This window comes from Streptomyces sp. NPDC015345, from assembly GCF_043078805.1.
Lineage (GTDB): Bacteria > Actinomycetota > Actinomycetes > Streptomycetales > Streptomycetaceae > Streptomyces.
The window spans coordinates 387,658-414,103 of record NZ_JBIBTX010000004.1; the positions used below are offsets into that span (position 1 = coordinate 387,658).

At 71.3% G+C, this 26,446-nt stretch carries 30 protein-coding genes, 1 pseudogene and 1 riboswitch; of the genes and pseudogenes, 13 read left to right on the plus strand and 18 right to left on the minus strand.

Features of this window, described 5'->3' with window-relative positions:
• The first annotated feature begins 167 nt into the window (after positions 1-167).
• The gene (locus ACF062_RS18910) at positions 168-731 is read left to right on the plus strand and encodes an NADPH-dependent FMN reductase (RefSeq protein ID WP_392139480.1); all 564 of its coding nucleotides are present in this window, start codon (positions 168-170) and stop codon (positions 729-731) included.
• Positions 732-836: 105 nt separating this feature from the next.
• Here the strand turns inward: ACF062_RS18910 and ACF062_RS18915 are convergent, their stop codons facing one another.
• The 6 genes from ACF062_RS18915 to ACF062_RS18940 form a co-directional block, all read right to left on the minus strand.
• Positions 837-1,850: a hemolysin family protein gene (locus ACF062_RS18915; RefSeq protein WP_392139482.1), complete on the minus strand. Its 1,014-nt coding sequence runs from the start codon at positions 1,848-1,850 to the stop codon at positions 837-839.
• Positions 1,847-3,178: a hemolysin family protein gene (locus tag ACF062_RS18920; protein ID WP_392139484.1), complete on the minus strand. Its 1,332-nt coding sequence runs from the start codon at positions 3,176-3,178 to the stop codon at positions 1,847-1,849. Before ACF062_RS18920 ends, ACF062_RS18915 begins: the two co-directional genes overlap by 4 nt.
• A gap of 173 nt (positions 3,179-3,351) precedes the next feature.
• Positions 3,352-3,777 (minus strand): GNAT family N-acetyltransferase, encoded by a 426-nt coding sequence (locus ACF062_RS18925; protein WP_392139486.1) that lies wholly within the window; start codon positions 3,775-3,777, stop codon positions 3,352-3,354.
• 71 nt (positions 3,778-3,848) lie between these two features.
• Positions 3,849-4,739, minus strand: coding sequence for a TIGR03621 family F420-dependent LLM class oxidoreductase (locus ACF062_RS18930; protein WP_392139488.1), 891 nt, complete (start codon positions 4,737-4,739; stop codon positions 3,849-3,851).
• 49 nt (positions 4,740-4,788) lie between these two features.
• Positions 4,789-7,353, minus strand: coding sequence for an ABC transporter permease (locus tag ACF062_RS18935; protein ID WP_392139490.1), 2,565 nt, complete (start codon positions 7,351-7,353; stop codon positions 4,789-4,791).
• 13 nt (positions 7,354-7,366) lie between these two features.
• On the minus strand, positions 7,367-8,200 hold the full coding sequence (locus tag ACF062_RS18940) for an ABC transporter ATP-binding protein (protein ID WP_392139492.1): 834 nt from the start codon (positions 8,198-8,200) through the stop codon (positions 7,367-7,369).
• A gap of 164 nt (positions 8,201-8,364) precedes the next feature.
• Here ACF062_RS18940 and ACF062_RS18945 point away from each other — a divergent pair.
• From ACF062_RS18945 to ACF062_RS18955, 3 genes and pseudogenes are all read left to right on the plus strand, one after another.
• A pseudogene (locus tag ACF062_RS18945) lies at positions 8,365-8,589 on the plus strand (toxin-antitoxin system HicB family antitoxin); the annotation flags it as partial.
• A gap of 124 nt (positions 8,590-8,713) precedes the next feature.
• Positions 8,714-9,085: a fic family toxin-antitoxin system, toxin component gene (locus ACF062_RS18950; protein WP_392139494.1), complete on the plus strand. Its 372-nt coding sequence runs from the start codon at positions 8,714-8,716 to the stop codon at positions 9,083-9,085.
• A gap of 193 nt (positions 9,086-9,278) precedes the next feature.
• Positions 9,279-9,641 carry a VOC family protein gene (locus ACF062_RS18955; RefSeq protein ID WP_392139496.1) on the plus strand — a complete coding sequence of 121 codons (363 nt, stop codon included), beginning with the start codon at positions 9,279-9,281 and terminating at the stop codon, positions 9,639-9,641.
• A gap of 24 nt (positions 9,642-9,665) precedes the next feature.
• Here the strand turns inward: ACF062_RS18955 and ACF062_RS18960 are convergent, their stop codons facing one another.
• From ACF062_RS18960 to bioB, 4 genes are all read right to left on the minus strand, one after another.
• Positions 9,666-10,337 (minus strand): class I SAM-dependent methyltransferase, encoded by a 672-nt coding sequence (locus ACF062_RS18960; RefSeq protein WP_392139498.1) that lies wholly within the window; start codon positions 10,335-10,337, stop codon positions 9,666-9,668.
• Positions 10,338-10,724: 387 nt separating this feature from the next.
• Positions 10,725-11,459 (minus strand): dethiobiotin synthase, encoded by a 735-nt coding sequence (bioD, locus tag ACF062_RS18965; RefSeq protein ID WP_392139500.1) that lies wholly within the window; start codon positions 11,457-11,459, stop codon positions 10,725-10,727.
• Between the two features lies 1 nt (position 11,460).
• Positions 11,461-12,741: an adenosylmethionine--8-amino-7-oxononanoate transaminase gene (locus ACF062_RS18970; protein ID WP_392139502.1), complete on the minus strand. Its 1,281-nt coding sequence runs from the start codon at positions 12,739-12,741 to the stop codon at positions 11,461-11,463.
• Entirely contained in the window at positions 12,734-13,894 is a 1,161-nt protein-coding gene (bioB, locus tag ACF062_RS18975; protein WP_392139504.1) for a biotin synthase BioB, read from the minus strand. Before bioB ends, ACF062_RS18970 begins: the two co-directional genes overlap by 8 nt.
• A 120-nt stretch (positions 13,895-14,014) precedes the next feature.
• Here bioB and ACF062_RS18980 point away from each other — a divergent pair, with 120 nt between their 5' ends.
• Entirely contained in the window at positions 14,015-15,187 is a 1,173-nt protein-coding gene (locus ACF062_RS18980; RefSeq protein WP_392139506.1) for an 8-amino-7-oxononanoate synthase, read from the plus strand.
• Between the two features lie 6 nt (positions 15,188-15,193).
• Here the strand turns inward: ACF062_RS18980 and ACF062_RS18985 are convergent, their stop codons facing one another.
• Together ACF062_RS18985 and ACF062_RS18990 are read right to left on the minus strand one after the other, a co-directional pair.
• The gene (locus tag ACF062_RS18985) at positions 15,194-15,427 is read right to left on the minus strand and encodes a DUF397 domain-containing protein (RefSeq protein ID WP_392139507.1); all 234 of its coding nucleotides are present in this window, start codon (positions 15,425-15,427) and stop codon (positions 15,194-15,196) included.
• Positions 15,428-15,436: 9 nt separating this feature from the next.
• The gene (locus ACF062_RS18990) at positions 15,437-16,303 is read right to left on the minus strand and encodes a helix-turn-helix domain-containing protein (RefSeq protein ID WP_392139509.1); all 867 of its coding nucleotides are present in this window, start codon (positions 16,301-16,303) and stop codon (positions 15,437-15,439) included.
• Between the two features lie 274 nt (positions 16,304-16,577).
• Here ACF062_RS18990 and ACF062_RS18995 point away from each other — a divergent pair, with 274 nt between their 5' ends.
• The gene (locus ACF062_RS18995) at positions 16,578-17,018 is read left to right on the plus strand and encodes an ATP-binding protein (RefSeq protein WP_320592217.1); all 441 of its coding nucleotides are present in this window, start codon (positions 16,578-16,580) and stop codon (positions 17,016-17,018) included.
• An 89-nt stretch (positions 17,019-17,107) separates the two neighbouring features.
• On the opposite strand, the gene ACF062_RS19000 is transcribed toward ACF062_RS18995, so the two are convergent.
• The 4 genes from ACF062_RS19000 to ACF062_RS19015 form a co-directional block, all read right to left on the minus strand.
• A complete protein-coding gene (locus ACF062_RS19000) occupies positions 17,108-17,581 on the minus strand; it encodes a C40 family peptidase (RefSeq protein ID WP_223772835.1) in 474 nt (157 codons plus the stop codon).
• 3 nt (positions 17,582-17,584) lie between these two features.
• A riboswitch (cyclic di-AMP (ydaO/yuaA leader) is annotated at positions 17,585-17,761 on the minus strand.
• 372 nt (positions 17,762-18,133) lie between these two features.
• The gene (locus ACF062_RS19005) at positions 18,134-18,442 is read right to left on the minus strand and encodes a hypothetical protein (RefSeq protein ID WP_392139512.1); all 309 of its coding nucleotides are present in this window, start codon (positions 18,440-18,442) and stop codon (positions 18,134-18,136) included.
• A gap of 7 nt (positions 18,443-18,449) precedes the next feature.
• Positions 18,450-19,085 (minus strand): ATP-dependent Clp protease proteolytic subunit, encoded by a 636-nt coding sequence (locus ACF062_RS19010; RefSeq protein ID WP_392139514.1) that lies wholly within the window; start codon positions 19,083-19,085, stop codon positions 18,450-18,452.
• Between the two features lie 83 nt (positions 19,086-19,168).
• Complete coding sequence (locus ACF062_RS19015; protein WP_392139516.1) at positions 19,169-19,570, minus strand: RidA family protein; 402 nt, start codon at positions 19,568-19,570, stop codon at positions 19,169-19,171.
• A gap of 101 nt (positions 19,571-19,671) precedes the next feature.
• On the opposite strand from ACF062_RS19015, the gene ACF062_RS19020 reads away from it, so the two are divergent.
• Complete coding sequence (locus tag ACF062_RS19020; protein WP_223772831.1) at positions 19,672-20,055, plus strand: helix-turn-helix domain-containing protein; 384 nt, start codon at positions 19,672-19,674, stop codon at positions 20,053-20,055.
• Positions 20,056-20,095: 40 nt separating this feature from the next.
• Here the strand turns inward: ACF062_RS19020 and ACF062_RS19025 are convergent, their stop codons facing one another.
• Positions 20,096-20,731, minus strand: coding sequence for a nucleoside deaminase (locus ACF062_RS19025; RefSeq protein ID WP_392139518.1), 636 nt, complete (start codon positions 20,729-20,731; stop codon positions 20,096-20,098).
• A 108-nt stretch (positions 20,732-20,839) separates the two neighbouring features.
• Here ACF062_RS19025 and ACF062_RS19030 point away from each other — a divergent pair, with 108 nt between their 5' ends.
• A complete protein-coding gene (locus ACF062_RS19030) occupies positions 20,840-21,133 on the plus strand; it encodes a type II toxin-antitoxin system Phd/YefM family antitoxin (RefSeq protein WP_392139520.1) in 294 nt (97 codons plus the stop codon).
• A gap of 38 nt (positions 21,134-21,171) precedes the next feature.
• Here the strand turns inward: ACF062_RS19030 and ACF062_RS19035 are convergent, their stop codons facing one another.
• Positions 21,172-22,188 carry an ABC transporter permease gene (locus ACF062_RS19035; protein WP_392139522.1) on the minus strand — a complete coding sequence of 339 codons (1,017 nt, stop codon included), beginning with the start codon at positions 22,186-22,188 and terminating at the stop codon, positions 21,172-21,174.
• 167 nt (positions 22,189-22,355) lie between these two features.
• Here ACF062_RS19035 and ACF062_RS19040 point away from each other — a divergent pair, with 167 nt between their 5' ends.
• From ACF062_RS19040 to ACF062_RS19060, 5 genes are all read left to right on the plus strand, one after another.
• Positions 22,356-22,976 carry a TetR/AcrR family transcriptional regulator gene (locus ACF062_RS19040; RefSeq protein ID WP_392139524.1) on the plus strand — a complete coding sequence of 207 codons (621 nt, stop codon included), beginning with the start codon at positions 22,356-22,358 and terminating at the stop codon, positions 22,974-22,976.
• A 200-nt stretch (positions 22,977-23,176) separates the two neighbouring features.
• The gene (locus ACF062_RS19045) at positions 23,177-23,479 is read left to right on the plus strand and encodes an urease subunit gamma (RefSeq protein WP_223772826.1); all 303 of its coding nucleotides are present in this window, start codon (positions 23,177-23,179) and stop codon (positions 23,477-23,479) included.
• A 17-nt stretch (positions 23,480-23,496) separates the two neighbouring features.
• Entirely contained in the window at positions 23,497-23,841 is a 345-nt protein-coding gene (locus ACF062_RS19050; protein ID WP_392139526.1) for an urease subunit beta, read from the plus strand.
• A complete protein-coding gene (locus ACF062_RS19055; RefSeq protein ID WP_392139528.1) occupies positions 23,834-25,555 on the plus strand; it encodes an urease subunit alpha in 1,722 nt (573 codons plus the stop codon). Before ACF062_RS19050 ends, ACF062_RS19055 begins: the two co-directional genes overlap by 8 nt.
• Positions 25,556-25,584: 29 nt before the next feature.
• A complete protein-coding gene (locus ACF062_RS19060) occupies positions 25,585-26,259 on the plus strand; it encodes an urease accessory protein UreF (RefSeq protein ID WP_392139530.1) in 675 nt (224 codons plus the stop codon).
• Positions 26,260-26,446 lie beyond the last annotated feature (187 nt).

A 26,446-nucleotide genomic window follows, 5' to 3' on the forward strand; every position in this document is an offset into this window, starting at 1 on the left:
GGTACCCGAGAAGTGATTGACATGTCATTCACCTGCCTCCTACCGTCATGCGTGACACGTCAACTACTTGGGGGTGCCGCGGTGTGAGCGCTGCGGCTGCTGCCACCGTCACCGCCACCGGCGTCGCGTCCAAGAGCGATGCCGTCACCACGTAAAGGATCGGCCCGATGCCCCGTCTGCACGTCGTCTCGGCCAGTACCCGCCCCACCTCGGCCGGGCGACCGTTGGCCGCCTGGGTCGCCGGACTCGCCGCCGGGCGCCAGGAGTTCGAGACCGCCCTGATCGACCTCGCCGAGGTCGGCCTGCCGTTCCTCGACGAGCCCGAGCACCCCTCCGAGGGGCGCTATGTCCACCAGCACACCAAGGACTGGAGCGCGACCGTCGCGGCCGCCGACTGCTTCGTCTTCGTGCTGCCCATGTACAACGGCGGCTTCGGCGCACCGCTGAAGAACGCCATCGACTTCCTGTACCAGGAGTGGCAGGGCAAGCCCGTGGGCCTGATCAGCTACAGCGCGGGCACCTCAGGGGGCGCCCCCGCCATCGAGATGCTCCGGCCCGTCCTCGGGCGGGTGGGGCTCCGCCCGGCCGAGCCGACCCTCTCGGTGCCCGGCATCGAGGACCTGGTCGGCGAGGACCGGCACTTCGTGGCCACGCCCGGCCTCGCCGAGCGGGCCCACGCCGTCCTCGACGCGGTGGCGGAACTCTGCGCCGAGGAGTCGGCCGCGGCCTGAGGCGCGGTGCCTGCGCGGGGCCCGCGGAGGCCGGGGCGCGACCGGGCCGCCGCGGGGAGGCGGCGGCTTCCGTACGGGGGCGGCATCACCGTACGGAAGCCCCGGTCACACGGGCTGGCCGAACAGCTCCCGGAGCACGTCCTCCATCGTGACCATCCCGGCGAGCCTGCCGTCGGAGCCGAGCACCGCCGCCACATGCGTACGGCTGCCCCGCATCGCGGTCAGCACGTCGTCCAGCGGTGTGGTCTCGCGCACCTGGGCGATCTTCCGCATGTCCGGCACTCGGAACGGCAGGTCCCGCGGCGCCCGGTCCAGGGCGTCCTTGACGTGCAGGTAGCCGACGATGCGACGGCCATCGTCGACGACGGGGAAGCGGGAGAACCCGGACTCGGCCGAGAGGCTCTCCAACTGCTCCGGGGTGACGCCCACGCGCGCGTAGACCACGTCCTCCAGCGGCAGGACGACGTCCCTGACCGGCCGGCGGCCGAGCTCCAGCGCGTCGTGCAGCCGCTCCTGCGCGCGGTCGTCGATCAGGCCCGCGTCACCGGAGTCCTTCACCATGCGGGCGAGGTCGTCGTCCGAGAAGCTCGCCGAGACCTCGTTCTTGACCTCGACCCGCAACAGCTTCAGCAGGCCGTTGGCGAACGCGTTGATCGCGAAGATCACCGGCCGCAGCGCGCGTGCGAGCGCCACCAGCGGCGGCCCGAGGAGCAGCGCGGTGCGCACCGGCTCGGCGAGCGCGACGTTCTTGGGGATCATCTCGCCGAGCAGCATGTGCAGATACGTCGCCAGGGTCAGCGCGATGACGAACGAGATGGGGTGGACCAGGCCGTGCGGCACCCCCACCCCGTCGAACACGGGCTCCAGGAGATGCGCGATCGCGGGCTCCGCGACGACACCGAGGACGAGCGTGCAGAGCGTGATGCCGAGCTGCGCCGCCGCCAGCAGCGCCGACACGTGCTTCAGGCCCCACATCACGCTCTTGGCGCGGCGGTCGCCTTCCTCCGCGCGGGGTTCTATCTGGCTGCGGCGTACGGAGATGAGGGCGAACTCGGCGCCCACGAAGAAGGCGTTGACCACGAGGGTCGCGAAACCGATCAGCAACTGGATGGCGGTCATCGGGCGTCCTCCGCCTCGTTCTCGGTCAGCGGGGCGTGCAGCAGTACGCGCGCGGCGCGGCGCCCTGTGGCGTCCGTGACGTCGAGGCGCCAGCCGTCGACCTCGACGCTGTCGCCGACGGCCGGAATGCGGCCGAGCGCGGTCGCGACGAGTCCGGCGAGCGTCTCGTACGGCCCGTCGGGGGCCCGCAGGCCGACCCGCGCGAGCTGGTCGGTGCGCGCGGCACCGTCGGCGGAGTAGAGCGTCCTGCCGTGGTCGTCCGTGCCCGTGAGGGCGATGTCGGGCGTCTCGTGCGGGTCGTGCTCGTCGCGCACCTCGCCGACGACCTCCTCGACGATGTCCTCCAGGGTGGCGACTCCGGCGGTGCCGCCGTACTCGTCGATGACCACGGCCATCGTGCGCTTGCCGGAGAGCCGGTCGAGAAGACGGTCGACGGTCAGCGACTCCGGGACGAGCAGGGGCTCGCGCATCAGTTCGGCGACGGACACCCGCGGCCTGCGCTCGGCGGGCACGGCGAGCACGTCCTTGATGTGCGCGACGCCGACGACCGTGTCGAGGTTGCCACGGTAGACGGGGAAGCGGGACAGGCCGGTCGCGCGCGTGGCGTTCGCGACGTCCTCGCAGGTGGCGTGCGTTTCGAGGGCCATGACCTGGACGCGCGGCGTCATCACGTTCTCCGCGCTGAGGTCGGCGAGGTTCAGCGTGCGCACGAACAGCTCCGCGGTGTCCGCCTCCAGCGCGCCCTCCCTGGCGGAGTGCCGGGCCAGCGCGATCAGCTCCTTGGGGCCGCGCGCGGAGGCGAGCTCCTCGGCGGGCTCCAGGCCGAAGCGGCGTACGGAGCGGTTGGCGGTGTTGTTGAGATGCGCGATGAACGGCCGGAACGCGGCGCTGAACAGCCGCTGCGGCGTCGCCACCCGCTTGGCGATGGTGAGCGGTGAGGAGATCGCCCAGTTCTTGGGGACCAGCTCGCCGATGACCATCAGGAACACCGTCGACAGCGCCGTGCCGATGACCAGGGCCACCGAGGACGCCGCCGAGCGGGGCAGGCCCAGGTCGCGCAGCGGGCCGGAGATCAGCTTGGCGATGGACGGCTCGGAGAGCATGCCGACCACCAGGTTGGTGACCGTGATGCCGAGCTGGGCTCCCGAGAGCTGGAAGGTGAGGTTCTTGACGGCCTTGAGGGCGCCGGCGGCGCCGCGCTCGCCGCGTTCCACCGCCCGCTCGAGCTCGCTGCGCTCGACCGTCGTGAGGGAGAACTCCGCCGCGACGAAGACACCGCAGGCCACACAGAGCAGCACCGCCACGAGGAGCAGGAGCACTTCGGTCATCGGGTCACCTCCGTCCCATGATCGGGCAGGGGCGGAAGGAATGCGCGATGTCGGGTACTAGGAGGCTCGCCCATGGGCGGACGCTCACACCTTTCATTCGGATACGAATAGTGCGTCCATGGTAAAGGATCAGCAAAGCCACTCTGGAACCCCTGCCGGGACGCACGGCGGACTCAGTCCGTGAGGGGCTTCACCCACCGGCTCCACTGCGGTTCGGGGGCATAGCCCGCCGCGCGCCAGGTGTGGTGGGCGAGGTCGTTGCGGTCCAGGACCATCGCGTCGCCGCGCCGCCCCCCGAGGCGTACGAAACGCTCCTCCGCGGCGGCCAGCAGTGCCGACCCCACGCCCTGGCGACGGTGGTCCGGGTGGACGGCGAGGCGGTAGAGGTGGCAGCGCCAGCCGTCGAAGCCCGCGATGACCGTGCCCGCGAGGTGGCCGCCGCGCTCGGCGAGGATCAGCGCCTCGGGGTCGCGCGCGAGCAGCCGTTCCACGCCGGTGCTGTCGTCGCTGATGCTCGTGCCCTCGGCGGCCACCTTCCAGAAGGCGAGCACCGCGTCCAGGTCCTCGGGCGCCGCGGCCCGTATCCGAAGATCGTCCATGGGTCCATCCCATCACCGGGCCGGGGCGCGCGGGCGGAGCTTTCCAGGATGCGGACGGTCGGGGGTACGCGTCAGCTGCCGCTCAGCTCCTCGATGACCGGGCCGAACGCCTCGAAGTACGGCTCCAGGACGGTGAAGTACGAGAAGCCGTACCGCTCCCGTTGGGCGCGCAGCTGCTCGGCGATCTGCCGGACCGTGCCGACCAGCAGGAGCGGCAGGGCGAGCGCGGCGTCCTCGGTGAGGTGCGGGATGCACTCGAGGACCGGCCGGATCGCCGCCCGGCGGTCGTCCGTCACCTCGACCATCTGGATCAGCAGGTTCAGCTCGGCTGGCGCCGAGCGGCCCGCGGCGAACCGCCGGTAGGCGGCGACCCGCTCGTCCAGCTCCTCGGGCGTGAGGTGGAGCATCTTGCCGCCGGTGTCGCCCGGGACCGCCTTGGCTCCGGTGAACGCCGCGATGTCGGCGTGCTCGGCGGTGAGCTCCAGCATGCGGTCGCCGTTGCCGCCGATCAGGAGCGGCGGCCGGGGCCTCTGCACCGGCTGCGGCTGGTGCTCATCGGAGCCGAGGAGCTTGTCCAGCTCCTCGACGGTGCGCCGCAGATGGTCCACCCGCTCACCGGGCGAACCCCACGACAGCCCGGCGGCGTCGTGCTCCGCCTGCACATAGCCCGTGCCGAGGCCCAGTTCGAGGCGGCCGCCGGTCAGCGCGTCCGCCGTGGCCACCTCGCGGGTGAGCAGCGCGGGGTTCCAGAAGCCGGCGTTCAGGACGAACGTGCCGACGCGCGGCCGCTCGGTGGCCTCGGCGGCGGCCACGACCGCGGGAAACGGCGCGGGCATGCCGAGATGGTCGGGGACGAGGATCACGTCGTAGCCGAGCGCTTCGGCTCTGCGGCACTTCTCGCGCCATGCGTCCCCCTCCGACGGGGTCAACATGTTGACGCCGAAACGGAACGGCCGGGCCATGAATTCTCCTCCTGGACGGGCAAGTTGGCGTACCGAGTGCCCCAGTCCATCACTCGTGCGCGATGGCCGCCAGTACATTCATGCGGGAGGCCCGCAGGGCGGGCAGCAGCGCCGCGGCGAGGCCCACGACCACCGAGCCGATCACCACGGCGACGATCGTCGTCCAGGGGAACGCGAGCTCCTTCATGCCCTGGAGCGCGAGTACCTGTTGCACGGCGACACCCCAGACCAGGCCGAGCGTGAGCCCGAGGAGCGCCCCGAACACCGCGATCACCACCGACTCCAGGCGGATCATCCGGCGCAGCTGACGCCGCCCGAGCCCGATGGCGCGCAGCAGCCCGATCTCGCGGGTGCGCTCCACCACCGACAGCGCCAATGTGTTGACGACGCCCAGCACCGCGATGACGATCGCGAGGCCGAGCAGCGCGTAGACGAGGTAGAGCATCACGGCGATCTGCTGCCGTATCAGCTCCTTGTAGTCGGCCTGGTCGCGCACCTGTACCTGCGGATACGGATCGAGGGTCCTCTCCAGCCGCGCGCGCAGCGTGTCCGCGTCCGTGCCGGAGGCCGCGTTGACGTAGACCGCCGAGTCCTGCCCGTCCGGCACGTACTTCTCGACCGTCTTCAGCCCGAGGAAGAGCCCTCCCTCGATACCGAAGCCCTCGGGAGAACCCTGATCGGTGAAGGCCCCCACCGTCAGTTTCGCCTCCCGGCCGTCGGGGAACGCCGTCGCCAGCACGTCGCCGACGCGCACCCCGTGCTCGTGCGCGAAGTCCTTGTCCATGCCGATGTGGTCGGCCGCGAGTGCGGCTCGCGAACTGCCCTCGGCGTACGTGATGTCGGCGATGTCGTCGAGCCGCGGGTCGTAGCCCGCCGCGGTCGACTCGACTTTCTCGCCGTCGGGGAGCGCCAGCTCGACGGGGGTGAAGCGCTGGCGCACGACGAGGCCCGCGCCGCCGGTGTCCTCGATCTTCGCCGTGATCTCCGGTGAGAAGGGCATGAAGTTGGCGTTCTGTACGACGAAGTCGGCGCCGAGTGTCTCGTCGATCTGCCGGTCGAACGACTCGGTCATCGACGCGCTCGCCACCGAGAGGCCGCCGACCAGCGCCAGCCCCACCATCAGGGCGGCCGCCGTGGCACCCGTGCGGCGCGGGTTGCGCAGGGCGTTGCGCTGGCTCATCCGGCCGACCGGTCCGAAGAGCGCGGGGAACGCCCCGCCGAGCACCCGGATCACCGGGCGCACCAGGAGCGGTCCCGCGATGACGGTGGCGACCAGGGTCAGGACGATGCCGAGCCCGAGGAGCGACGCCGCCGAGGAGGTCCGGTCGGCGGCCGCGCAGCCCACCAGGGCCGCCGCCCCGGCCACCGCGACGACGGAACCGGCCACGGCCCGCATCTTCAACGGCCGCCCCACGCCGGCGATCTCGGCGTCCGCGAGCGCCGCCATCGGCGAGACGTGCGCGGCCCTGCGCGCCGGTAGATACGCCGCGACGAACGTGACGCCGACGCCGACGACGTACGACGCCACGGGGGTCACCCACTTGAGGACCATCTCCGTGGACTTCAGGTTCATCCCGAGCAGGCCCATCAGCTCGATGAGACCGAGGGCCAGACCGATGCCGGCGGCCAGCCCCAGCGTCGAGCCGACCAGGCCGAGCAGCAGCGCCTCGAAGAGCACGGAGCGGCGCACCTGCTTGCGGTCGGCGCCCAGCGCACGCAGCAGGCCCAGCTCACGGGTGCGCTGGGCGATCAGCATCGAGAACGTGTTGACGATCAGGAAGATGCCGACGAGCACGGCGACACCGGCGAAGCCGAGCATCACGTACTTGATGACGTCCAGGAAGCCGCCGAGCGAGGCCGCGGCGGACTCGGCCTGTTCGTCGGCGGTCTCCAGCTCGTAGCCCCCGCCGACCTCGGCGGCGATGCGGCGCTTCAGCGTGTCGTCGTCGACGCCGGGGGCGGCGGTCACGGAGATGCTCGTCGCCGCGTCGGTGGCGCCGAGCAGTTCGCGCTGCGCGGTCGGGGTGTCCAGGAAGACCAGCGCGGCGCCCGGGTTGGTGGTGGTGAACGTGGCGATGCCGACGATCTCCACCTCGAACGAGCCGGGGCGGGCGAGGACGGTCAGGGTGTCGCCGAGTTCCACGCCCTTCTTGTCGGCCGTGTCGGCGTCCAGCATCGCCTGGCCCGGGCCGCGCGGCGCATGCCCCGAGGTCAGCTCCACGGGGCTGCGGTCGGTGGGGTACCAGTTGGTGGCGACGGTCGGCGCGCCGGTGGTCGGGCCGACCGATTCGTTGTCGCGGTCGACGACGGTGATGTTCTCGACGGACGCGTCGATGTGGGTGCCCGCGACCCCCTCGACCCCCGCCACCCGCTCCTTCAGGCTCGCGGGCACGGTCGGCGTACGCCCGGAGGACACCGACTCGTCGAGTTCCTCCTTCGGGCCGACCGTCACGTCGGCGGAGGTGGAGGCGAACAGCCGGTCGAACGTACGCGTCACCGTGTCCGAGAAGATCAGGCTGCCCGCGACGAACGCCACCGAGAGGACGACGGCCAGAGCGGAGAGCACGAGCCGGCCCTTGTGCGCGAGGAAGCTCCTGAGCGTCGCCTTCAGCACCGCGGCCGCCGGTTCAGCTCTGCTCGGACGCGCTGTCGGAGTGGCCGCCCGGCGCGCCCGGCGGCGCCGTCGCGTGCATGGCGTCGAACCGCTTCATCCGTTCCAGCACCGCGTCCGCCGTCGGACGCTCCATGTCGTCCACGATCCGGCCGTCGCCGAGGAAGAGGACGAGGTCGGAGTGGGCGGCGGCGCCGGGGTCGTGGGTCACCATGACGACGGTCTGACCGAGCTGGTCGACCGCGTCGCGCAGGAAGCCGAGCACCTCCAGACCCGCCCGCGAGTCGAGGTTGCCCGTCGGCTCGTCGGCGAAGATCAGCTCGGGCTTCGACGCCAGCGCCCGCGCACACGCCACCCGCTGCTGCTGCCCGCCGGACAGCTGAGAGGGGCGGTGCTTCAGCCGGTCCCGCAGCCCCAGCGTGTCGATCACGTGCTCCAGCCACGCGTGGTCCGGCCGCTGGCCCGCGATGTCCATCGGGAGCGTCATGTTCTCCAGGGCGTTGAGCGTGGGGATGAGGTTGAACGACTGGAACATGAACCCGATGCGGTCGCGCCGCAGCCGGGTCAGCTCCCGCTCCTTGAGGCCCGTGATCTCCGTGTCGCCGAGCCACACCTGGCCCGCCGAGACGTTGTCCAGCCCGGCCAGGCAGTGCATCAGCGTGGACTTCCCCGACCCGGAAGGGCCCATGACGGCCGTGAAGCGCTCGCGCGCGATGTCCACGTCGACCGAGTCGAGGGCGAGCACGGTCGTCTCGCCCGAGCCGTACGCCTTGGTCAGACCCCGGGCGCGCGCGGCAGTCCCGGCGGCCCCGGAACGGCCGGTGAACGGTGCCGAAGCAGGTATGGGCAAGGCCGCCTCCTGGGTTGTGGCCGTTCCAACTCCGGTGTGTGCGCCGAGAGTAGTGGGAGGGGCCGAGCCCGCGGTATCCCCCCGAAGTCGGGCCCGCAGACGCATGTAAGGGGCACGGTCCGGGGGCCCTTGTCGCGCTAGCACACCGGCGCTAGCTTGAAGGAATGGCGAAGACGCAGCTGAACGTGCGAGTGGACGAGGACACCGCCCGGGCCGCGCGGGAGCGTGCCCTGGCCCGAGGCATGAGCGTGAACCGCTACATCGAGGAACTCGTGAAGCAGGACGCCGGGGAAATCGGCCACACGTTCGTCGAAGCGGCCGCCGACTTCATGAAGCAGTACGAATCCGTGTTCGCCGAGGAGTTCGGGACGGAGCGCGAAGGCACCCGTCCGCTCCGCGAGGCGGCCCATCCCGTACGCGCGCCGCGTGAGTCCCGTACGCGTGAGTCCCGTACGCGTGAGTCCCGTACGCGTGAGACCGCGCTGCCGCTCGGTGAAGGTCGTCGTTGAGCCGTTGAACCTGAGAATCGATCTTGCCTGGCTCCTGATGATCGCCGAACACAAGACGCCCGGAGACCCCCAGGTCACCGACTGGGGAGCGCTCGTCGCCGCCATCAGCCGGCACGAGGCGGAGATATTCGGCATGCCGGTCTACGAGACCCCGCACGACCGGGCCGCGGCGCTCCTGCAACTGCTGCTGCACCTGCCCGCGCTGGAACGTTCCAACGCCCTCTTCGCCGCCTCCGTCGCGTACGCCTATCTCGTCGCCAGCGGCATGAAGGTGGTCACCTCGCCCGAACAGGTGCGTGACCTGGCGCGTCTGGTGAAGGACGGGGGTGCGAGCGTGGAGGCGATCGCCGACCGGCTGCGCGAGTGGAGCCTGTGAGGAGGCGCAGTCGCCGGAGTATCGGGCGATGAATTCTGGACGACGACTCGTGGACGATGAGTCATGGGCGATGAGTTCTGGGCGATGAGTTCTGGGCCTGAGGGCGGTCATAAGGGGTGACCAGCAAGGTACCCGGCCGGGGCGCGTGCCGCAGCCCGGACCCGCCCCGCTACCGGCAACCGGAGGAGATCCCATGCCCACCGCCGTCCAGCCGATCGTCATCACTCCCGACGTCGACCGCCTCCAGGCCTTCTACGGCGATCTGCTCGGAGCCGAAGTGACAGAGCGGTACCCACAGGACGGCGCGGTCTTCTTCGTGGAACTGCGGATCGGCGACGGGGGGTTCGGCATCGCCGCGAACACCGCGATCGAGACGGGCCCGCCCGGGCGGGTGCTGCTGAGCGTGGCGGTGGACGCCGTCGACGACGTGCTGGGGCGCGTGGAGTCGCTGGGCGGGACGGTGCTGGGCGAGCCGAACGACATGCCGTGGGGGCAGCGCGTCGCCCACATCAGCGACCCTGACGGCAATGCCGTCAACCTGACCCAGGCGATCTGACCGCAGACCCACGCCTCCCGGGCGTCACGGGGCGTCCGGGCGGCGTGCCGTACCGATCACGCAGTACGAGGTGGGCAGGCGCGGTCCCTTCGCGGGCACCAGGACCCGGCGGTGCGCGCCGAGTTCGAAGCCCGCCTCGCGCAGTGCGCCCAGTGTGTCCCGCGCGACGTGGCAGCCGCCGAACAGCGGCGGCCACACCGTGCGGTCCAGTACGCGCTGAGTGGCGGACATCAGCGGGCCCGGGGCCCGGCCGTGCTCGAAGAAGCGGAGCTCGCCCCCGGGTCGCAGGACCCGGCGCAGCTCACGCAGCGCCCGTGGCACGTCGCGCACGCTGCACAGGACGAGCGAGGCGACGGCCGCGTCGAACGCCTCGCTCTTGACGGGCAGGGCCTCGGCCGTGCCCGGCACCACGTCGACGGGGACCTCCGCGCGCAGGGCGGCGGACAGGGCCAACTTCCGCAGCAGGCTCTCCGGTTCGATCGCCACGACTTCACTGACCGCGCCCGGGTAGTGCGCGAAGTTCAGCCCGTTGCCCGCGCCGACCTCGATCACCCGGCCGGAGAGCCCGGCGAGGAGTTCCTTGCGGTGGCCGGAGATGACGGGCTCGGCGGCCACGCTCTGGCGCGCGTAGAAGCGGGCGAAGACGGGGTGGTGCACGGCGTCGCGGGACTTCGGCAGGTGTGACGGTCGGGGCACGGGTCCCTCCTCGGAGAGGTGAGCGGATACCGCAATGGTGCCCCGGTGGGGGGCATTCCCCTCCGACCGCGGCCCCGAGTCTCCCGGTGGGCTCGGAACCTTCCGGCGGGGACGGCACGAGGCGGCCGGACCCGCGCACCGCCGTGCCTCGGGCCGCCGCACGGAGCCACGGGCCGATAGCGGGCCAGGGGCTTTCCGCGGCGCCTCGGGAACTCAACGCTTCCGGTGTCTACCGCTGCGCTTCGGCGCCTCAACGCTGTCGGTGTCTCCCGCTGTGCCCGACCGTCCGGTGCCTGACGCCGTGCCTCGGAACGCCCACGTCTCTGGCGCCTGACGCCGCACCAGGACCCCGACGCCCCCCTCCGCCCCCCGAGGCCCCGCCGCAACTCAGGCCCCGAACACCCCCGGCCCCTCCCGCCGCGTGAACACCTCCGCATCCCACGTTCCGCCCAGCGCCGCACCCAACCAGCCCCCGGCCGCCGCGCGGAACGCGGAGCTCCCGAGAGCGCCGGCGCCCTCCGGGACCGCGCCCAGGAGGTCCGCCTCCGCCGCCTTCGGAAGGTCCGCCAGGTTGCAGCGCGAAGCCAGGTCGGGAGCGGTGGGCCAGCTGCCGATGGCGACACCCAGCTGCCGCACGCCGCGCGCCCGCAGCGCCTCCGCCGACAGCGCCGTCGTGTTCAGCGTGCCGAGGCCCGCCGAGGCGACCAGCAGGACGGGCGCGTCCAGGAGCCGCGCCGCGTCGGCGAGCGTGCCGCCCTCCTCGTCGAAGCGGACGAGCAGCCCGCCCGCCCCCTCGACCAGGACCAGGTCGTGCTCCGTGGCCAGCTTCGCGGCGGCGTCCGCCACGGCGGAGGGGTGTACCGGCGTCATCCCGGCCCGCCGCGCCGCGGTGTCCGGCGCCAGCGGCTCCGGGAAGCGGGCGAGTTCGAGCGCGGTGACACCCTCGCCCGCGAGTCGCCGCACCTCCTGCGCGTCCCCCGGCTCACCGGGCGCGACTCCGGTCTGCGCCGGCTTGAGCACAGCGACGCTGCGCCCGCCCGCCAGGGCCACCGCGGCCACCGCGGCCGTCGTCACCGTCTTGCCGATCTCCGTGCCCGTCCCGGACACCACGATCACCGTCATGTCAGCCCTCCCTCGCCGCCGCGGACACCGCGCGCGCGATCCGCGCCACGTCGTCGTCACCCGTGATGAACGGTGGCATCGTGTAGATCAGATCCCGGAACGGCCGCAGCCAGACCCCCTCACGCACCGCCGCCCGCGTCGCCGCGGCCATGTCCACCGGGTGGTCCAGCTGGACCACGCCGATCGCCCCGAGGACGCGGACATCCCGTACGGACGGCAGGGCCGCCGCCTCCGCGAGGCCCGCGCGCAGACCCGTCTCGATGCGCTTGACCTCGGTCTGCCAGTCCTGCCCGAGCAGCAGGTCGATCGAGGCGCCCGCCACCGCCGCGGCCAGCGGGTTGCCCATGAACGTAGGCCCGTGGGCGAGGACCGGGACCTCACCCCGAGAGATGCCGTCCGCGACCCGCGGCGTACACAGCGTCGCCGCCAGCGTCAGATAGCCGCCGGTCAGCGCCTTGCCGACGCACATCACATCGGGCGTGACGCCCGCGTGGTCCGCCGCGAACAGCGCGCCCGTACGGCCGAAGCCCGTCGCGATCTCGTCGAACACCAGGAGCACGTCGTGCGCGTCGCACGCCTCGCGGAGCACACGCAGATAGGCGGGGGAGTGGAACCGCATCCCGCCGGCGCCCTGCACCACCGGCTCCACGATCACCGCGGCCAGTTCACCCGCGTGCCGCTCGATCAGCTCACGCAGATGATCCGCGTACGTCTCCTCGTACGCGTCCGGCGGCGCGTCCGCGAACACCTGCTGTGGCAGGACCCCCTGCCACAGCTCGTGCATGCCGCCCTCGGGATCGCACACGGACATCGGCTGCCAGGTGTCGCCGTGGTAGCCGCCGCGCCACGTCAGCATTCGCCGCTTCTCGGGGCGGCCGAGCGAACGCCAGTGCTGGAGGCACATCTTCACCGCGACCTCGACCGAGACCGAGCCCGAGTCGGTGAGGAAGACATGCTCAAGACCCTCGGGAGACATGTCGACAAGACGCTTCGCCAGTGCCACGGCGGGCTCGTGCGTGAGCCCGCCGAACATGACGTGGCTCATCCGGTCGAGCTGACCGCGCACCGCTTCGTTCAGCACCGGATGGTTGTAGCCGTGGATGGCCGACCACCACGACGACATGCCGTCGATCAGCTCGGTCGAGCCGCCCGCCAGACGCAGCCGCACCCCGGTCGCCGACTCGACGACCAGCGGCTCCTGGCGCCCCGGCATCGGGCCGTAGGGGTGCCACACATGGCGACGATCCAGTTCGAGGAGGTCACCCAGGGGAAGCTCAGGCATTGGGGGCGAGGTCCGTTCCCGCGCCCCGGCGGCGTACCGCCACCAGGTCCGTCCGTGCCTCGTTGGGTTCCGCCGGGGGCTCGTCCGCCCCGCAGGGGCCGCAGCCGCCTCCCTCGTGCGACCCGCAGCCCGCGGCGGACTCCGCGTCCACCCGGTGCTCCGGCAGCGTCACCTGGTCCGTGCCCTCGACCTCGAAGCCGGCGTCCGCGATCATCTCCAGGTCCGCCTTGCCCGCCTGTCCCTCACTGGTGAGGTAGTCGCCGAGGAAGATCGAGTTGGCGAGGTTCAGGGCGAGCGGCTGCATCGAACGCAGATGGACCTCGCGACCGCCCGCGATGCGCACCTCGACGTCGGGGCAGACGAAGCGGACCATCGCGAGGATCCGCAGGCAGCGCTGCGGGGTGAGGTTCCACTCCTTGGCCAGCGGGGTGCCCTCGAAGGGGATCAGGAAGTTCACCGGCACCGAGTCCGGGTCCAGCTCGCGCAGCGAGAAGACCACGTCGACCAGGTCCTCGTCGCTCTCACCCATGCCCGCGATCAGCCCCGAACAGGCGGAGAGCCCCGCCGCGTGTGCCTTCCGCACCGTGTCCACGCGGTCGGCGTAGGTGTGCGTCTTGGTGATGTCGGCGTACGTCGCCTCGGAGGTGTTGAGGTTGTGGTTGTACGCGTCCGCGCCCGCGCCCCGCAGCCGCTCCGCCTGGCCGTCCGAGAGCAGCCCGAGGCAGGCGCACACCTCGACGCCCTCGTTCTGCTCCTTGACCGCCGCGATGGTCTGCGCCACCCGGTCCACGTCACGGTCGGTCGGCCCGCGGCCGCTGGCCACCAGGCAGACCCGCTTGGCGCCGCCCGCGACACCGGCCGCAGCGGCCTGCGAGGCCTCGTCGGGCTTCAGCCACGTGTACTTGAGGATCTCGGCCTTCGAGCCGAGCCGCTGAGAGCAGTACGAGCAGTCCTCCGGGCACAGCCCCGACTTGAGGTTGACCAGATAGTTGAGTTTCACCCGCCGCCCGAACCACTGCCGCCGCACCTTCCCGGCGGCGGCCACTACGTCCAGGAGATCGTCGTCGGACGTGGCCAGCACGGCCAGCGCCTCTTCACGGCTCGGCAGCTCGCGCCGAAGCCCCTTGTCCACCAGCGTGTTCAGGAGATCCATGGCGCTGATCCTTACGCACGGCAGTCTCCCCGGCCAAGGAGAGTTCGCACAACAGAAGCGGTTTGAGGTGTGGGTATTGCCACATACTGGCCAGGTGGCAGGACGGCTAGGGTCTGTGCAATGTCTACAAACAGCCACCCCGTGACGGGTGCGACGCGCGCGCCGTTCGACTGGCTCGACGAGCAGGCCGGGCTGCGCGCCGACGCCGGCCTCGTCCGCACCCTGCGCCCGCGCGCCGCCGACGCGGGCGGCCTCCTCGACCTGGCGAGCAACGACTACCTGGGGCTGACCCGGCACCCGGAGGTCACCGAGGGCGCCGCCGCGGCGGCCCGGCGGTGGGGCGGCGGCGCCACCGGCTCCCGGCTCGTCACCGGCTCCACGGAACTCCACGCCGAACTGGAGCGGGAGCTCGCCGATTTCTGCGGCTTCGAGGCGGCGCTCGTCTTCTCCTCCGGCTACGCGGCGAACCTCGCGGCGGTCACCGCGCTCGCCCCGCACGGCTCGCTGATCGTCTCCGACGCGGGCAACCACGCGTCGCTGATCGACGGCTGCCGGCTCGCGCGCGCCGCCACCCAGGTGGTGCCGCACAGCGACCCCGAGGCGGTGCGCAAGACGCTGGACGCCCACGACGGCCCCGCCGTCATGGTGTCCGACTCGGTGTTCTCGGTGGACGGCGACGCCGCGCCGCTCGTCGAACTGGCGGACGTATGCCGGGAGTTCGGTGCGGGTCTGATCGTCGACGACGCGCACGGCCTCGGCGTCCTCGGTGACGGCGGCCGGGGCGCACCGCACGCCGCGGGCCTCGCGGGGGCCGCCGACACGGTGGTCACACTCACCCTCTCGAAGTCCTTCGGCAGCCAGGGCGGCGCCGTGCTCGGACCCGCCAAGGTCATCGACCACCTGGTGAACGCGGCGCGTACCTTCATCTTCGACACGGGGCTCGCGCCCGCCGCGGCGGGCGCCGCGCTCGCGGCCCTGCGGCTGCTGCGCCGCGAGCCCGAACGGGCCGCAAGGGCCCGCCAGGTCGCCGCCGAACTGCACCGGCGCCTCACGGCCGAGGGCCTGTCGGCGGTACGTCCCGACGCCGCCGTCGTCTCCGTGCGCGCCCCGGCACCGGAATCGGCTGTGCGCTGGGCCGCCGAGTGCCGGGCGGCGGGTCTGGCGGTCGGCTGCTTCCGCCCGCCGTCGGTACCGGACGGTATTTCGAGGCTGCGGCTGACCGCCCGCGCGGATCTCACCGACGAACAGATCGCCGATGCCGTACGAGTGATCAGCCGCACCGCACCCCGCTGACCGCCGTCAGCGGAGGCTGTCGACGAACGTCTCCCAGGGGCCGGGGGAGAAGAGCAGGGCGGGCCCCGCGGTGTTCTTCGAGTCGCGCACGGCCAGCAGGCGGGCCGCCGTGCCGGAGTGGAGCGTGTCGAGCGTGGCCGTCTCGACACAGTTGTTCATTCCGTTGCTGCGGCTGCTGCGCTGCCACCGCGCACCCTGAAGGGTGGTGCTTGAAGGTACGTACCGAGGCAGTGCGGTCATGGTGCCTCCTTACGCGCCGTCGCTTAGCCCGGCGATGAAATCCTCTGAGTCCTCGGGTGAAAGCGCCTGTTCCTGAAGGGAGTTGAAGGCCTCCACGTATGCCTGGAGGTCTTCTTTCCGTTCGAGATAGAGGCTACTCGTCAAGTGGTCGAGAACAACCACATCCAGATCAGCAATGTTCGGAAATGAGAAAATAACGAAAGGCCCGATGAGGCCCACATGCTCTCCGGAGGAGAACGGCAGCACCTGAAGTCGCACCTGTGGCAACTGCGCCACCTCCTGTAACCGTGCGAGCTGATGTGCGAAGACCTGCGGTCCGCCCACGGAACGGCGCAAAACCGCCTCGTCCAGGACCACGCTCAGCCGCACCGGAGGCTCCGCGCGCAGCACGTCCTGACGGGCCAGACGCACCTCCACCAGCGCGTCCACCTGCTCGTCGGGCAGCCCGCCGAGCGCGGCCCGCGTGACGGCGCGCGCGTAATCGGGGGTCTGGAGCAGCCCCGGAACCACCGAGGTCTCCAGGGTGCGTACCCAACTCGCCTGCGACTCCAGGCTGATGAAGTCGCGATAGGCGGCGGGCAGCAGGTCGCGGTACGCCTTCCACCAGTGGTGACGCCCCGAGGCACCGGTGTCGTCGGCGCCCGCCAGGGCCACGAGCAACTCGCTGAGGTGGGCATCCTTCACCTCGTACGCGTCGAGCAGGAGGCGCACATCCGTGGCCTTCACACCGCTGCGGCCCGTCTCGATCCGGCTCACCTTCGACTGGTGCCAGCCGACCTTCGCGGCGGCCTGGCTGCTGGTGAGTCCCGCGAGGCCGCGCAGCGCGCGCAGTTCGGCGCCGAGCCGGCGGCGGCGCACCGCGGGGCCGTACTGCATGTCCGTCTCCTTCCGGACCGAGCCGTCGGGCATCCCGGCGGCAGAGCGGGGGGACAGAGGCGACAGTAGAGGAAGTGGCGTCCCCGCGCCCAAATACGGTCGGTCCTGGCAGAGTTCACCGCTTCGAGCGACAGATATATGCACATCTCGGTGGATCGCCACCCGTGACCGGCGAAGGAATGGGACGCTGGCGCGAAGCACCAGTCCGGGGCCGTCCTCGAGTCATCCGCTCCGAGTCGGAGACCGACCCCGGTGGGAAAGGGACAGCGTCGCCATGGCAGATCACCAGGAAGCATCCGTCACTCTGCCGAGCGATCCCGCCTCGGTCTCGGCCGCCCGCGCGTACGTGGCGAACGTACTCACGGAATGGGGCCTGCCGGGCGAGGCCGAGGTGGCGGACACGATCAGACTCATCGTCTCCGAACTCGCCACCAACGCCGTGCAGCACACCAGAGGGCAGTCGCCCACCTTCACGGTGGACGTCGAGCTCGACCGGGACGAGCAGCTGCGGATCGGCGTCACCGACAGTCACCCGCGCTATCCGAGGCGGCTGCCGGCCGCCGTCCAGCAGGACAACGGCCGCGGCATGGTCATCATCCGCTGGCTGACCGCCGAATGCGGCGGCAAGCTATCCGTCAGCCCCACGGCGGAGGGCGGCAAAACTGTATGGATCGCACTGCCCTGGACAGCGCCGGTCCAGCAGGGGCACCGCTGACGCCGCGCACCCGCCGCGCGGCCCGGCTCCGGCCGGACGCGGCGTGCGGGTCCACGGACCCCCGCGTCCGGCCGGGCGTGACGGGCGGGTCAGCGGACCCGGCCGTACCAGACGCTCTTGGTCCAGATCTTGTCCAGGCGTACCACGGTCCCCCTCTTCGGTGCGTGCCAGATGCGGCCGTTACCCGCGTAGATCCCGACGTGGTAGACGTTCCGGCCCGAGTGGAAGAACACCAGGTCGCCTCGGGTCCGCTGGGACTTCGAGATGTGCCGCGTCTTGTTGTACTGCGCGGCGGCGGTGCGCGGCAGCTTCTTGCCCGTGCGCTTGAACGAGTACAGCGTCAGGCCCGAGCAGTCGAAGCGGTTGGGCCCAACCGCTCCGTAGCTGTAGGGAGAGCCCTTCTTGGACGCCGCGATCTTGAGCGCTTTCGTTCCGTGGGTGGCTGCCTCGGCTTCCGATGTGAGCCCGGGGGCCACGACGGTGCCGCCCACAACGGCGAGGGTGAGGGCCGAGACGGCCCCGGTCCTGCCGAGCAGCGACGGAACGTGATTCAGCGCGGTCATGCGTAACCCTTCGTCAGCCGCCTGTGAAGGATGACCTGTCGGGTTCGGGCAGGCGAAGATGCCCGGCCGCGTCATGCTCTGCGGCTTCACCCCAAGGGCGTCGTCCGGACTTCCCGGACGGGCCCGCCTTGCTCGGGTCCTCCACTCCTGCCGGTGCACCGATGTCGACCGGTCAACCGGGCGGCGGCAGGACTCGGCGTCCGCCCGGATCGCCCCGCCGCTGTGGCGGGGTCTTGTCGTCGGAAGGGATCTTGACCCGAAAACCACTCGAAAACCGAGTCGAAACGACGTTTTGTGAGGCTCCTCACGACTGACCTGTTCGGGTGGACGCTGCCGAATTCGACTCCCAATGGCCCGTCTGACGATGGCTCGACCAGCACCGGAACGTCTCATTCCGCCTTCGCCGTACGTATCCGGTGCAACTCTCGAACGCGTGATTAAGGAGCCCCTGCTACGCCAACTGAGGTAGCCCATCTGGTCGCTCGCACAGCGGATCCAGACGTTCCGGTGAGCGGAGCGCGTCCTTCAGCGGCCGCTGAGGGACTCACCGGCTCACTGGCTTGCCGATGGCGGCACGCCCACCCGTCCGGTCCGCCGCTCGCCGTCGAGGACGCGCAGGGCCTGGGCGAGCGTGGCGGCGTGCACCTCGCTCTCGCCGCGCCGGTGCATGAGGGCCAGTGCGTCCCGCAGGGCCGTCGCCCGGCCGACCAGGGCCTGGGCGGCACGCAGTCCGCCGTAGGTGTGCTCGGCGCGGGCGGGGTTGATCCGGCCGACCAGATCGACGACTTCGAGGTAACGGTCGATCAACTCGGCCTCGGCGCGGGTCAGCGCGGGCAGCGGCGGCAGCTCGGGCGGCAGCATCCGCGGGTCACCTCGTCCCGCGCGCGCCGAGCGAGGTCTTGCGGCTCTGGACGATCCGGTCCACGAGCCCGTACTCCACGGCGGCCGGGGCGTCGAGGATCTTGTCCCGCTCGATGTCCGCGGCGATCCGCTCCGGGCTCTGTCCCGTGTGCCGCGCGAGGAGTTCTTCGAGGAGCCGCCGGGTCCGCAGGATCTCGTCGGCCTGGATCGCCAGATCACTGGCCTGCCCCTGGATCGGCTCGGAGAAGGAGGGCTGGTGGATCAGTATCCGCGCCCCCGGCAGCGCGTGCCGCTTGCCGGGTGTGCCGGCCGCCAGCAGGACGGCGGCGGCCGAGGCGGCCTGCCCGAGGCAGACCGTCTCCACGTCACAGCTGACGAACCGCATCGTGTCGTAGATGGCGGTCATCGCGCTGAACGAGCCGCCGGGGGAGTTGATGTACAGCGAGATGTCGCGGTCGGGCGCCGCGTACTCGAGGTGCGTGAACTGCGCCATCACGTCGTTCGCCGACGTGTCGTCGACGGGGGTGCCGAGAAAGACGATCCGCTCTTCCAGAAGTCGCGAGTACGGATCCATGGTCCGCGCCCCCGAACTGGTGCGCTCGGTGAACTCGGGCAGGACATGACGGGCTGACGGACGGCGCATGGCAGGCCTCTCTTGCTAGGGGGCGACGGAGGGTCCAGCTCTCCGTAAAAAATGTACAGGACGTACGTTTCTTTGGGGGGCGCTCAGCAAGGCAGCCTTCTGTCGACGACGAAGCTGATCTCGACGACCTGACCGGGAAGGGTCAGTTCGGTGACGCCGAGGACCGTGGCGGTGGGGCGGTGGTCGCCGAAGTACGCCAGGTTGCCCTCCGCCGTCGCCGCGGCGTTCTGCCGTAGGTTCACCACGTACAAGTTCTGTGAGACCACCTGGTTACGGGTGGCGCCGTAGTGGTCGAGGACCCTGTCCAGGTTGGTGTAGGTCTGCTGGAGCTGGGCGCCGAAATCGCCCGCGTGCACGAAGGTGCCCGTCTCGTCGAACGCGAGCTGTCCGGAGACGTGGATCAGTTCGCCGGACCTGATCGCCTGTGCGTATCCGAAGTCGCTCTCGGCCGGAATGTCGTGGTTGAAGACGTCGAGGCTTGTCACGGTGTTCGCCCTCCCGAGGTGCTCTCTTGTGGTTACTCGGGAACTGTAGGAGAGTGGCTCCTGACCTGGAAGAACGCACTTTTCGGTGACTGGGGAACCTGATGGTGACCAAACAACTGCTCCAAGGCCTGCCCGAGGACGCGGACCTGCGGCGCGCGGACTCGCTGGCCCGGGAGATCTTCTCGGACGTCGCCAACAAGTGGGCGCTCCTGATCATCGAGACGCTCGGTGACGAGACCCTGCGCTTCAGCGCGCTGCGGGACGGGGTCGAGGGCATCAGCCACAAGATGCTCACGCAGAACCTGCGCATGCTGGAGCGCAACGGCCTGGTCGAGCGGAAGGTGCACCCCACCGTGCCGCCGCGCGTCGAGTACACCCTCACCGAGGCCGGCCGGGGCCTGCGCGCCACGGTCGACGGCATGTGCGAGTGGACCCACCGCCACCTCGGTCACATCGAGGCGTCGCGCCTGCGCTTCGACGCCTGAGGAGCGGGGTGCGCGGTACCGGCCGTGCCGGGCCCCGGCGTCAAGGCCCGGCCTCCGCGATCCGTGGCAGGGCGAGCCGATAGGCGGCCTCCACCGTCTCGGCTTCGGTGAAGCCGGGCGTATCCAGGCAGCGCCGCGCCAATCCCAGCGGACCGTCGCGGCGCGGCTGTTCGCCTGACTCCGGCGTCTCCGGCGCGTGGCGGAGCGTCCAGAGGTACGGGAGCGTCGCGCCGAACACAGCCAGAGGTCCCTGGACAGGCCCTTCCCTGCGCACCCAGCGCTCCGCGATGGCGCCGCCCACGGAGGGGACCCGCTCGATTCCGCGCCACATGGGGTCCGCGGCGGCGTAGACGACCGTGCCGACACGGGCGTGGAGGAGGGCGCCGCTACAGAGCAGGCACGGCTCCAGGGTGGTGAAGAGGCGGTGGTCCTCATACCGGCGCCGGGACGGCAGCTGCGCCAGTACGTTGATCTCCGCGTGCGCGATGGCCGCCCCGGCGAGCTGCCCGGGCGGGGCGGCTGCCTCCTGGCCGCGGTTGCGCCCGCAGGCCACCACCGCGCCATCAGCGTCGAGCAACGCCGCTCCGATCGGCCGACTGCCCGCCCCGAACGCCTCCCACGCCAACGCGAAGGGCAGTCGCCAGACCGCCGGCAGCTCTGTTCCGGCACCAGACATGCACCGATTCTGCCCGGCAGGAAGAGGGCGCGAACAGTTCCGCGGCGATGCGCCCGGGCGGCTGCACTCTACGGCTCGCCCTGCGGAGCAGCTACTAAGCTGGACGGCATGGCCTACGAGATTCCGGTGACGCAAGCCCGGGCAGAGCTCGCCGAGCTGATCAACCGCGTCGTCTACGGCGGCGAGCGGGTCGTCGTCACGCGCCACGGCAAGCCGCTCGTGGCGCTGGTCTCCGCCGCTGATCTGGAGCGCCTCGAAGCGCTCGCCGAAGCCGCGGAGGCCCCGGAGGAGCGGACGGTCAGCACCGTGACCTCGATCGGTTCCGCGCCGCCCGCCGGTGCGGGGTCGGAGCACCGGCGGTTCGGCATCGCGGCGGAGCACCGAGGGCCCAACGTGACGTAACCGCACCGCCGTTGGGGCAGACGCGGTCCAGTGCCGGCTCAGCCCACCGGTGCGGCATCCCGTACGGCCGAGGGTTCATCCGAGGCCGGTGCGCGCCGCCCGCGCCGCGCGCCGAGCAGGACGCCGGTGAGGCCGAGCGCGGTCCAGACGCCGAGGGTCAAGGCCGGTGCGGCGGCCTGGGCGCCGTCGAAGAAGGACACCGAGCGCAGCAGGGTGCCCCCGGCCCCGGGCGGCAGCAACTGCCCGATGACGCCGATCGGTTCGGGCAGCAGCCGTGGTGCGGAGGTCACGCCGGAGAAAGGATTGCCGAGGAGCACCATCAGCAGGGCGCCGACCCCGATGCCCGCCGGGCCGAGCAGCGCTCCGATCCCGGCGACCGTGGCGCTCACCGCGAGCGTGGAGAGCCCCAACACCCCTGCTTCCGCCCACCAGTTGCCGGTGAGAATACCCAGCCAGCTGTGGGTGAGCGTGGCCGCGACGACGCCGACGAGCCCGGCGGCCAGGACCAGTGCCCCCGCCGCGCGGAGCCCGCGCAGTCCGCCCAGTGTGACGAGCGCGCCGGCGGCGACCCCGGCGATCACCAGCGGCAGCACGCTCGACCCGAGAGCCGAGCCCCTCGGATCGGCCGCGGGGGCGGGCACCACGTCGACGGTCGGCACCCGCGTGCCCTCGGGTGCCTGTTCCCGCACCGCCTGCTCCAGGAGCTGGGCGACGACCGGGCTCGCGGCCGTCGCGGTCAGCAGCTTGGGGCCCTTGGGCGTGGCGACGACCGCGCCGTACACGGTCCGTCCCTCGATCGCGGACCGGGCGGCGGCCTCATCCGCGTAACGATGCACCTCGAACGCGCCCTCGCGCCGCTCGAGCCGTTGTGCGACCGGCTCCGCCGCGGCGGCCGGCCCGGCGACGCCGAGCGGCAGGTCACGTGGGGCGGTACGTGCGGCGGGCCAGGCGAAGGCCCAGAGCGCGAGCGCGACGAGTACGGGAACCAGGGCGGCCACCATCGCGATGCGCGGTCCTTGCCCGGAGCGGCTGTCGGGTGGCGGTGGCGTGGGCATGGGACTGCCTCCAGGTTTTCAAGGTCCGGGATTCAAAAACGGGGCTGCGAAACCAGGGATGCGTAGCCGGGGTTTCAAAGAGAAGGATCGTTCGTTTTACTTTGAGGTCACTGTCCCGCCGATGCGGTTCGGTTGTCAAGAAGGAATGTTCGTTTTACGTTGGGCGCATGGCTCGCGTATCCCAGGAACACCTCGACGCCCGACGGCGGCAGATTCTCGACGGCGCCGCACTCTGCTTCGCGCGCAACGGCTTCCACGCCACGTCGATGCAGGACGTCCTGAAGGAAGTGGGCCTCTCGGCGGGCGCCGTCTACCGCTACTTCGCCGGCAAGGACGAGCTGATCACCGCGATCGTCTCCGAGGTGCTCACGGACATCAAAGGCATCTTCGACGTCGTCGCCCGGCAGAGTCCGCCGCCTCCGCCGGACGTCCTGCTGGGCCGCGTGGTCGCGCAGGTCCTCGACCTGAGGCCCGGTATGCGGGTGGAGGGGACCTCGTACTTCCCCCGGCTGATGGTCCAGGTCTGGACGGAGACGCTCCGCAACGACGAGCTGGCGGCCCTCATGGCCCGGATCTATGCGGATGTGCGCGCCGCCTGGGTGAAGGTCGTCGAGGCCTACCAGGAGGCGGGCATGATGCGCGCGGACGTACCCGCCGACCACGTCGCCCGCACGATGATCGCCGTGGTGCAGGGATTCGCCGCGCAGTACGCCCTCTTCGAAGAGGTGCGCGTCGAGGCGCTGCGGGAGGGCCTCGGGGCATTGCTGGGTATGACGGAGCCCAGCTGACGGTCATGGGCCGGTCAACGGCTGGTTAACCTCGTTGAAACTCCTCCCAACTACCCTCCCGTGCCACGCCACCAGGGGTTTTCGTAACCGGGGGTGCGCAAGATCATGCGTACTCGCTGTGTGTTACATCTATATCCGTCGCGGTGGCCGCGGCAGCCGGACCCCGCACGGTTCGGAGCGAGGACTGTGAGGTGGGACGCGTGCAACTGACCCCGCACGAGCAGGAGAGACTGCTCATCCATGTGGCCGCGGACGTGGCCGAGAAGCGAAGGGCGCGGGGACTGCTGCTCAACCACCCCGAGGCGATCGCCCTCATCACCTCCCACATCCTGGAAGGCGCCCGGGACGGCCGCACCGTCGCCGAGCTGATGTCGTCGGGGCGGAAGGTGCTCACCCGGGACGACGTCATGGCGGGCATCCCGGAGATGATCCACGACGTCCAGGTCGAGGCCACCTTCCCTGACGGCACGAAGCTCGTCACCGTCCACGACCCGATCGTCTGACGGGAGTCGCGCGCCTCATGCATGCCGCCACGCACGGCACAGGTCAGGGGCCCGTCCCCGGGGAGATCCTCTTCGCCGACGAGCCCGTTCCCTTCAACGAGGGCCGCGAGGTCACCCGCCTCACCGTACTCAACGCCGCCGACCGTCCCGTCCAGGTCGGCTCCCACTACCACTTCGCCGAGGCCAACCCGGGCCTGGACTTCGACCGCGGCGCCGCGCACGGAAAGCGGCTCAACATCGCCGCCGGAACCGCCGTGCGCTTCGAGCCCGGAATCCCCGTCGACGTCGAACTCGTCCCGCTGGCCGGCAGGCGCATCGTGCCCGGCCTGCGCGGTGAGACCGGAGGTGCCCTCGATGCCTGAGCTGTCCCGTGCCGCGTACGCCGACCTGTTCGGCCCCACGACCGGTGACCGGATCCGGCTCGCCGACACCGATCTCCTGATCGAGATCGAGGAGGACCGCTCCGGCGGTCCCGGCCGCTCCGGCGACGAGTCGGTGTTCGGCGGGGGCAAGGTCATCCGCGAGTCGATGGGCCAGTCCCGCACCACACGCGCCGAAGGAGCCCCCGACACCGTCATCACGGGCGCGGTGATCATCGACCACTGGGGGATCGTCAAGGCCGACGTGGGCATCCGCGACGGCCGCATCACCGGCATCGGCAAGTCCGGCAACCCGGACACCATGGACGGGGTCCACCCCGATCTCGTCATCGGCCCGGAGACCGAGGTCATCGCGGGCAACGGCAAGATCCTCACCGCGGGCGGCATCGACACCCACATCCACTTCATCTCGCCGACCATCGTCGACGAGGCGCTCGCCTCCGGTGTCACCACCCTCTTCGGCGGCGGCACGGGCCCCGCCGAGGGCAGCAAGGCGACCACGATCACTCCGGGTGCCTGGCATCTGGCGCGGATGTTCGCGGCCATGGAGTCGAGCCCCGTCAACATCGGCTTTCTCGGCAAGGGCAACACCGTCTCCGCCGAGTCGATGCACGCCCAGCTCCGCGCCGGCGCCGTCAGCTTCAAGATCCACGAGGACTGGGGTGCGACGCCCGCCACCATCGACGCCTGTCTGAACGTGTGCGAGGAGACCGGCGCCCAACTCGCCGTCCACTCCGACACCCTCAACGAAGCGGGCTTCGTCGACGCCACGTTCGACGCCGTCGCCGGGCGCACCCTGCACGCCTTCCACGTCGAGGGCGCGGGCGGCGGGCACGCCCCGGACATGATCACCGCGGTGTCGCTGCCGAACATGCTGCCGAGCTCCACGAACCCGACCCGGCCGCACACCGTCAACACCGTCGAGGAACACCTCGACATGCTGATGGTCTGTCACCACCTCAACCCGGCCGTCCCCGAGGACCTGGCCTTCGCCGAGTCACGTATCCGGCCCACGACGATCGGCGCGGAGGACATCCTCCACGACCTCGGCGCCATCTCGATCATGTCCTCGGACTCGCAGGCCATGGGACGCATCGGCGAGGTCATCATGCGCACCTGGCAGACCGCGCACGTGATGAAGCGGCGCCGCGGCTTCCTGCCGGGGGACACCCGCGCCGACAACCGCCGTGCGCGTCGCTATGTCGCCAAGTACACGATCAACCCGGCCGTCGCACAGGGCATCGACCACGAGCTCGGCTCGGTCGAGTCCGGCAAACTCGCCGACCTCGTGCTGTGGGACCCGGCGTTCTTCGGCGTCAAGCCCCAGACCGTCCTCAAGGGCGGACAGATCGCCTACGCGCAGATGGGCGACGCCAACGCCTCCATCCCGACCCCGCAGCCGGTCCTGCCGCGCCGCATGTACGGGGCGCACGGCAAGGCTCCGGGGCTGAACTCGGTCAACTTCGTGACCCAGTCGGCGCTGGACGACGGGCTCGTGGAGCGCCTCGGCCTGGACAAGCAGTTCCTGGCCATCCGCTCCACGCGCGGCCGCTCCAAGGCGGACATGCGCGAGAACGACGCGCTGCCCCGCGTGGAGGTCGCCCCCGACAGCTTCGCCGTCACCATCGACGGTGAACTGGTCGAACCGTCACCCGCCGCTGAACTGCCGCTCGCCCAGCGGTACTTCCTCTTCTGACGGCCCCGACGGACTCTGGCGACGATCACATGTCACGCGCAGCACTCCTCGTCCTGGCCGACGGCCGTTTCCCCGCCGGCGGGCACGCGCACTCCGGCGGCGCCGAAGCGGCCGTCAAGGCGGGCCGGATCACCGGGGTCGAGAGCCTGGAGGCCTTCTGCCGAGGGCGGCTCCACACCAGCGGCCTGGTGACGGCGGCCCTCGCGGCGGCCGCCGCACTCGGCGTGGATCCGGCCGCCCTTGACGAGGCGGCCGACGCACGCACCCCCTCGCCCGCCCTGCGGGCCGCGGCGCGGCGGCTCGGGCGGCAGATGATGCGGGCCGCCCGCGCCACCTGGCCGCACCCCGAACTCGACGCCCTGGCCAGGCGGTTCCCCAAGGGGGCCCATCAGCCGGTCGTCCTTGGACTCACCGCCCGCGCCGCCGGCCTCGGGCCCGACGACGCCGCGTACTGCTCGGCGTACGAAGGAGTCAGTGGCCCGGCGACCGCCACGGTCCGGCTCCTGAGCCTCGACCCCTTCGACGCCACGGCGGTCCTGGCGCGGCTCGCCCCTGATCTCGACCGGGTCGCGCGGGCCGCGGCCGAGGCGGCGGCCCGCGCCGCCGCCGAGGGCGTCGACGCGCTGCCCGCGGCGTCGGCTCCGCTCCTGGAAATCGGAGCGGAGGCGCATGCGGCCTGGCCGGTACGGCTCTTCGCGTCGTAGCGGCCCTCATCTCCCCGAACTGTCCGTACCGACCCGGGGGCTTTCGCCCCCAGACCCCAAATCGGGCCCCGGCCCCCGGACCTCAGCCCCCAACTGTCAGACCCCAGCCCAACCAAGACCCCGGACCCAGACCCAGACCCAGGCCCCGAGGCGCTAGCGCCCAGACCCGGGACCCAGGCCCCAGCCC

Coding starts and splice junctions, on each gene's coding strand:
- ACF062_RS18910 (WP_392139480.1), top strand. CDS start 168: ATGCCCCGTCTGCACGTCGTCTCGGCCAGTACCCGCCCCACCTCGGCC.
- ACF062_RS18915 (WP_392139482.1), bottom strand. CDS start 1,850: ATGACCGCCATCCAGTTGCTGATCGGTTTCGCGACCCTCGTGGTCAAC.
- ACF062_RS18920 (WP_392139484.1), bottom strand. CDS start 3,178: ATGACCGAAGTGCTCCTGCTCCTCGTGGCGGTGCTGCTCTGTGTGGCC.
- ACF062_RS18925 (WP_392139486.1), bottom strand. CDS start 3,777: ATGGACGATCTTCGGATACGGGCCGCGGCGCCCGAGGACCTGGACGCG.
- ACF062_RS18930 (WP_392139488.1), bottom strand. CDS start 4,739: ATGGCCCGGCCGTTCCGTTTCGGCGTCAACATGTTGACCCCGTCGGAG.
- ACF062_RS18955 (WP_392139496.1), top strand. CDS start 9,279: ATGCCCACCGCCGTCCAGCCGATCGTCATCACTCCCGACGTCGACCGC.
- bioD (WP_392139500.1), bottom strand. CDS start 11,459: ATGACGGTGATCGTGGTGTCCGGGACGGGCACGGAGATCGGCAAGACG.
- ACF062_RS18970 (WP_392139502.1), bottom strand. CDS start 12,741: ATGCCTGAGCTTCCCCTGGGTGACCTCCTCGAACTGGATCGTCGCCAT.
- bioB (WP_392139504.1), bottom strand. CDS start 13,894: ATGGATCTCCTGAACACGCTGGTGGACAAGGGGCTTCGGCGCGAGCTG.
- ACF062_RS18980 (WP_392139506.1), top strand. CDS start 14,015: ATGTCTACAAACAGCCACCCCGTGACGGGTGCGACGCGCGCGCCGTTC.
- ACF062_RS18985 (WP_392139507.1), bottom strand. CDS start 15,427: ATGACCGCACTGCCTCGGTACGTACCTTCAAGCACCACCCTTCAGGGT.
- ACF062_RS18990 (WP_392139509.1), bottom strand. CDS start 16,303: ATGCAGTACGGCCCCGCGGTGCGCCGCCGCCGGCTCGGCGCCGAACTG.
- ACF062_RS18995 (WP_320592217.1), top strand. CDS start 16,578: ATGGCAGATCACCAGGAAGCATCCGTCACTCTGCCGAGCGATCCCGCC.
- ACF062_RS19000 (WP_223772835.1), bottom strand. CDS start 17,581: ATGACCGCGCTGAATCACGTTCCGTCGCTGCTCGGCAGGACCGGGGCC.
- ACF062_RS19005 (WP_392139512.1), bottom strand. CDS start 18,442: ATGCTGCCGCCCGAGCTGCCGCCGCTGCCCGCGCTGACCCGCGCCGAG.
- ACF062_RS19010 (WP_392139514.1), bottom strand. CDS start 19,085: ATGCGCCGTCCGTCAGCCCGTCATGTCCTGCCCGAGTTCACCGAGCGC.
- ACF062_RS19020 (WP_223772831.1), top strand. CDS start 19,672: ATGGTGACCAAACAACTGCTCCAAGGCCTGCCCGAGGACGCGGACCTG.
- ACF062_RS19025 (WP_392139518.1), bottom strand. CDS start 20,731: ATGTCTGGTGCCGGAACAGAGCTGCCGGCGGTCTGGCGACTGCCCTTC.
- ACF062_RS19030 (WP_392139520.1), top strand. CDS start 20,840: ATGGCCTACGAGATTCCGGTGACGCAAGCCCGGGCAGAGCTCGCCGAG.
- ACF062_RS19035 (WP_392139522.1), bottom strand. CDS start 22,188: ATGCCCACGCCACCGCCACCCGACAGCCGCTCCGGGCAAGGACCGCGC.
- ACF062_RS19040 (WP_392139524.1), top strand. CDS start 22,356: ATGGCTCGCGTATCCCAGGAACACCTCGACGCCCGACGGCGGCAGATT.
- ACF062_RS19050 (WP_392139526.1), top strand. CDS start 23,497: ATGCATGCCGCCACGCACGGCACAGGTCAGGGGCCCGTCCCCGGGGAG.
- ACF062_RS19055 (WP_392139528.1), top strand. CDS start 23,834: ATGCCTGAGCTGTCCCGTGCCGCGTACGCCGACCTGTTCGGCCCCACG.
- ACF062_RS19060 (WP_392139530.1), top strand. CDS start 25,585: ATGTCACGCGCAGCACTCCTCGTCCTGGCCGACGGCCGTTTCCCCGCC.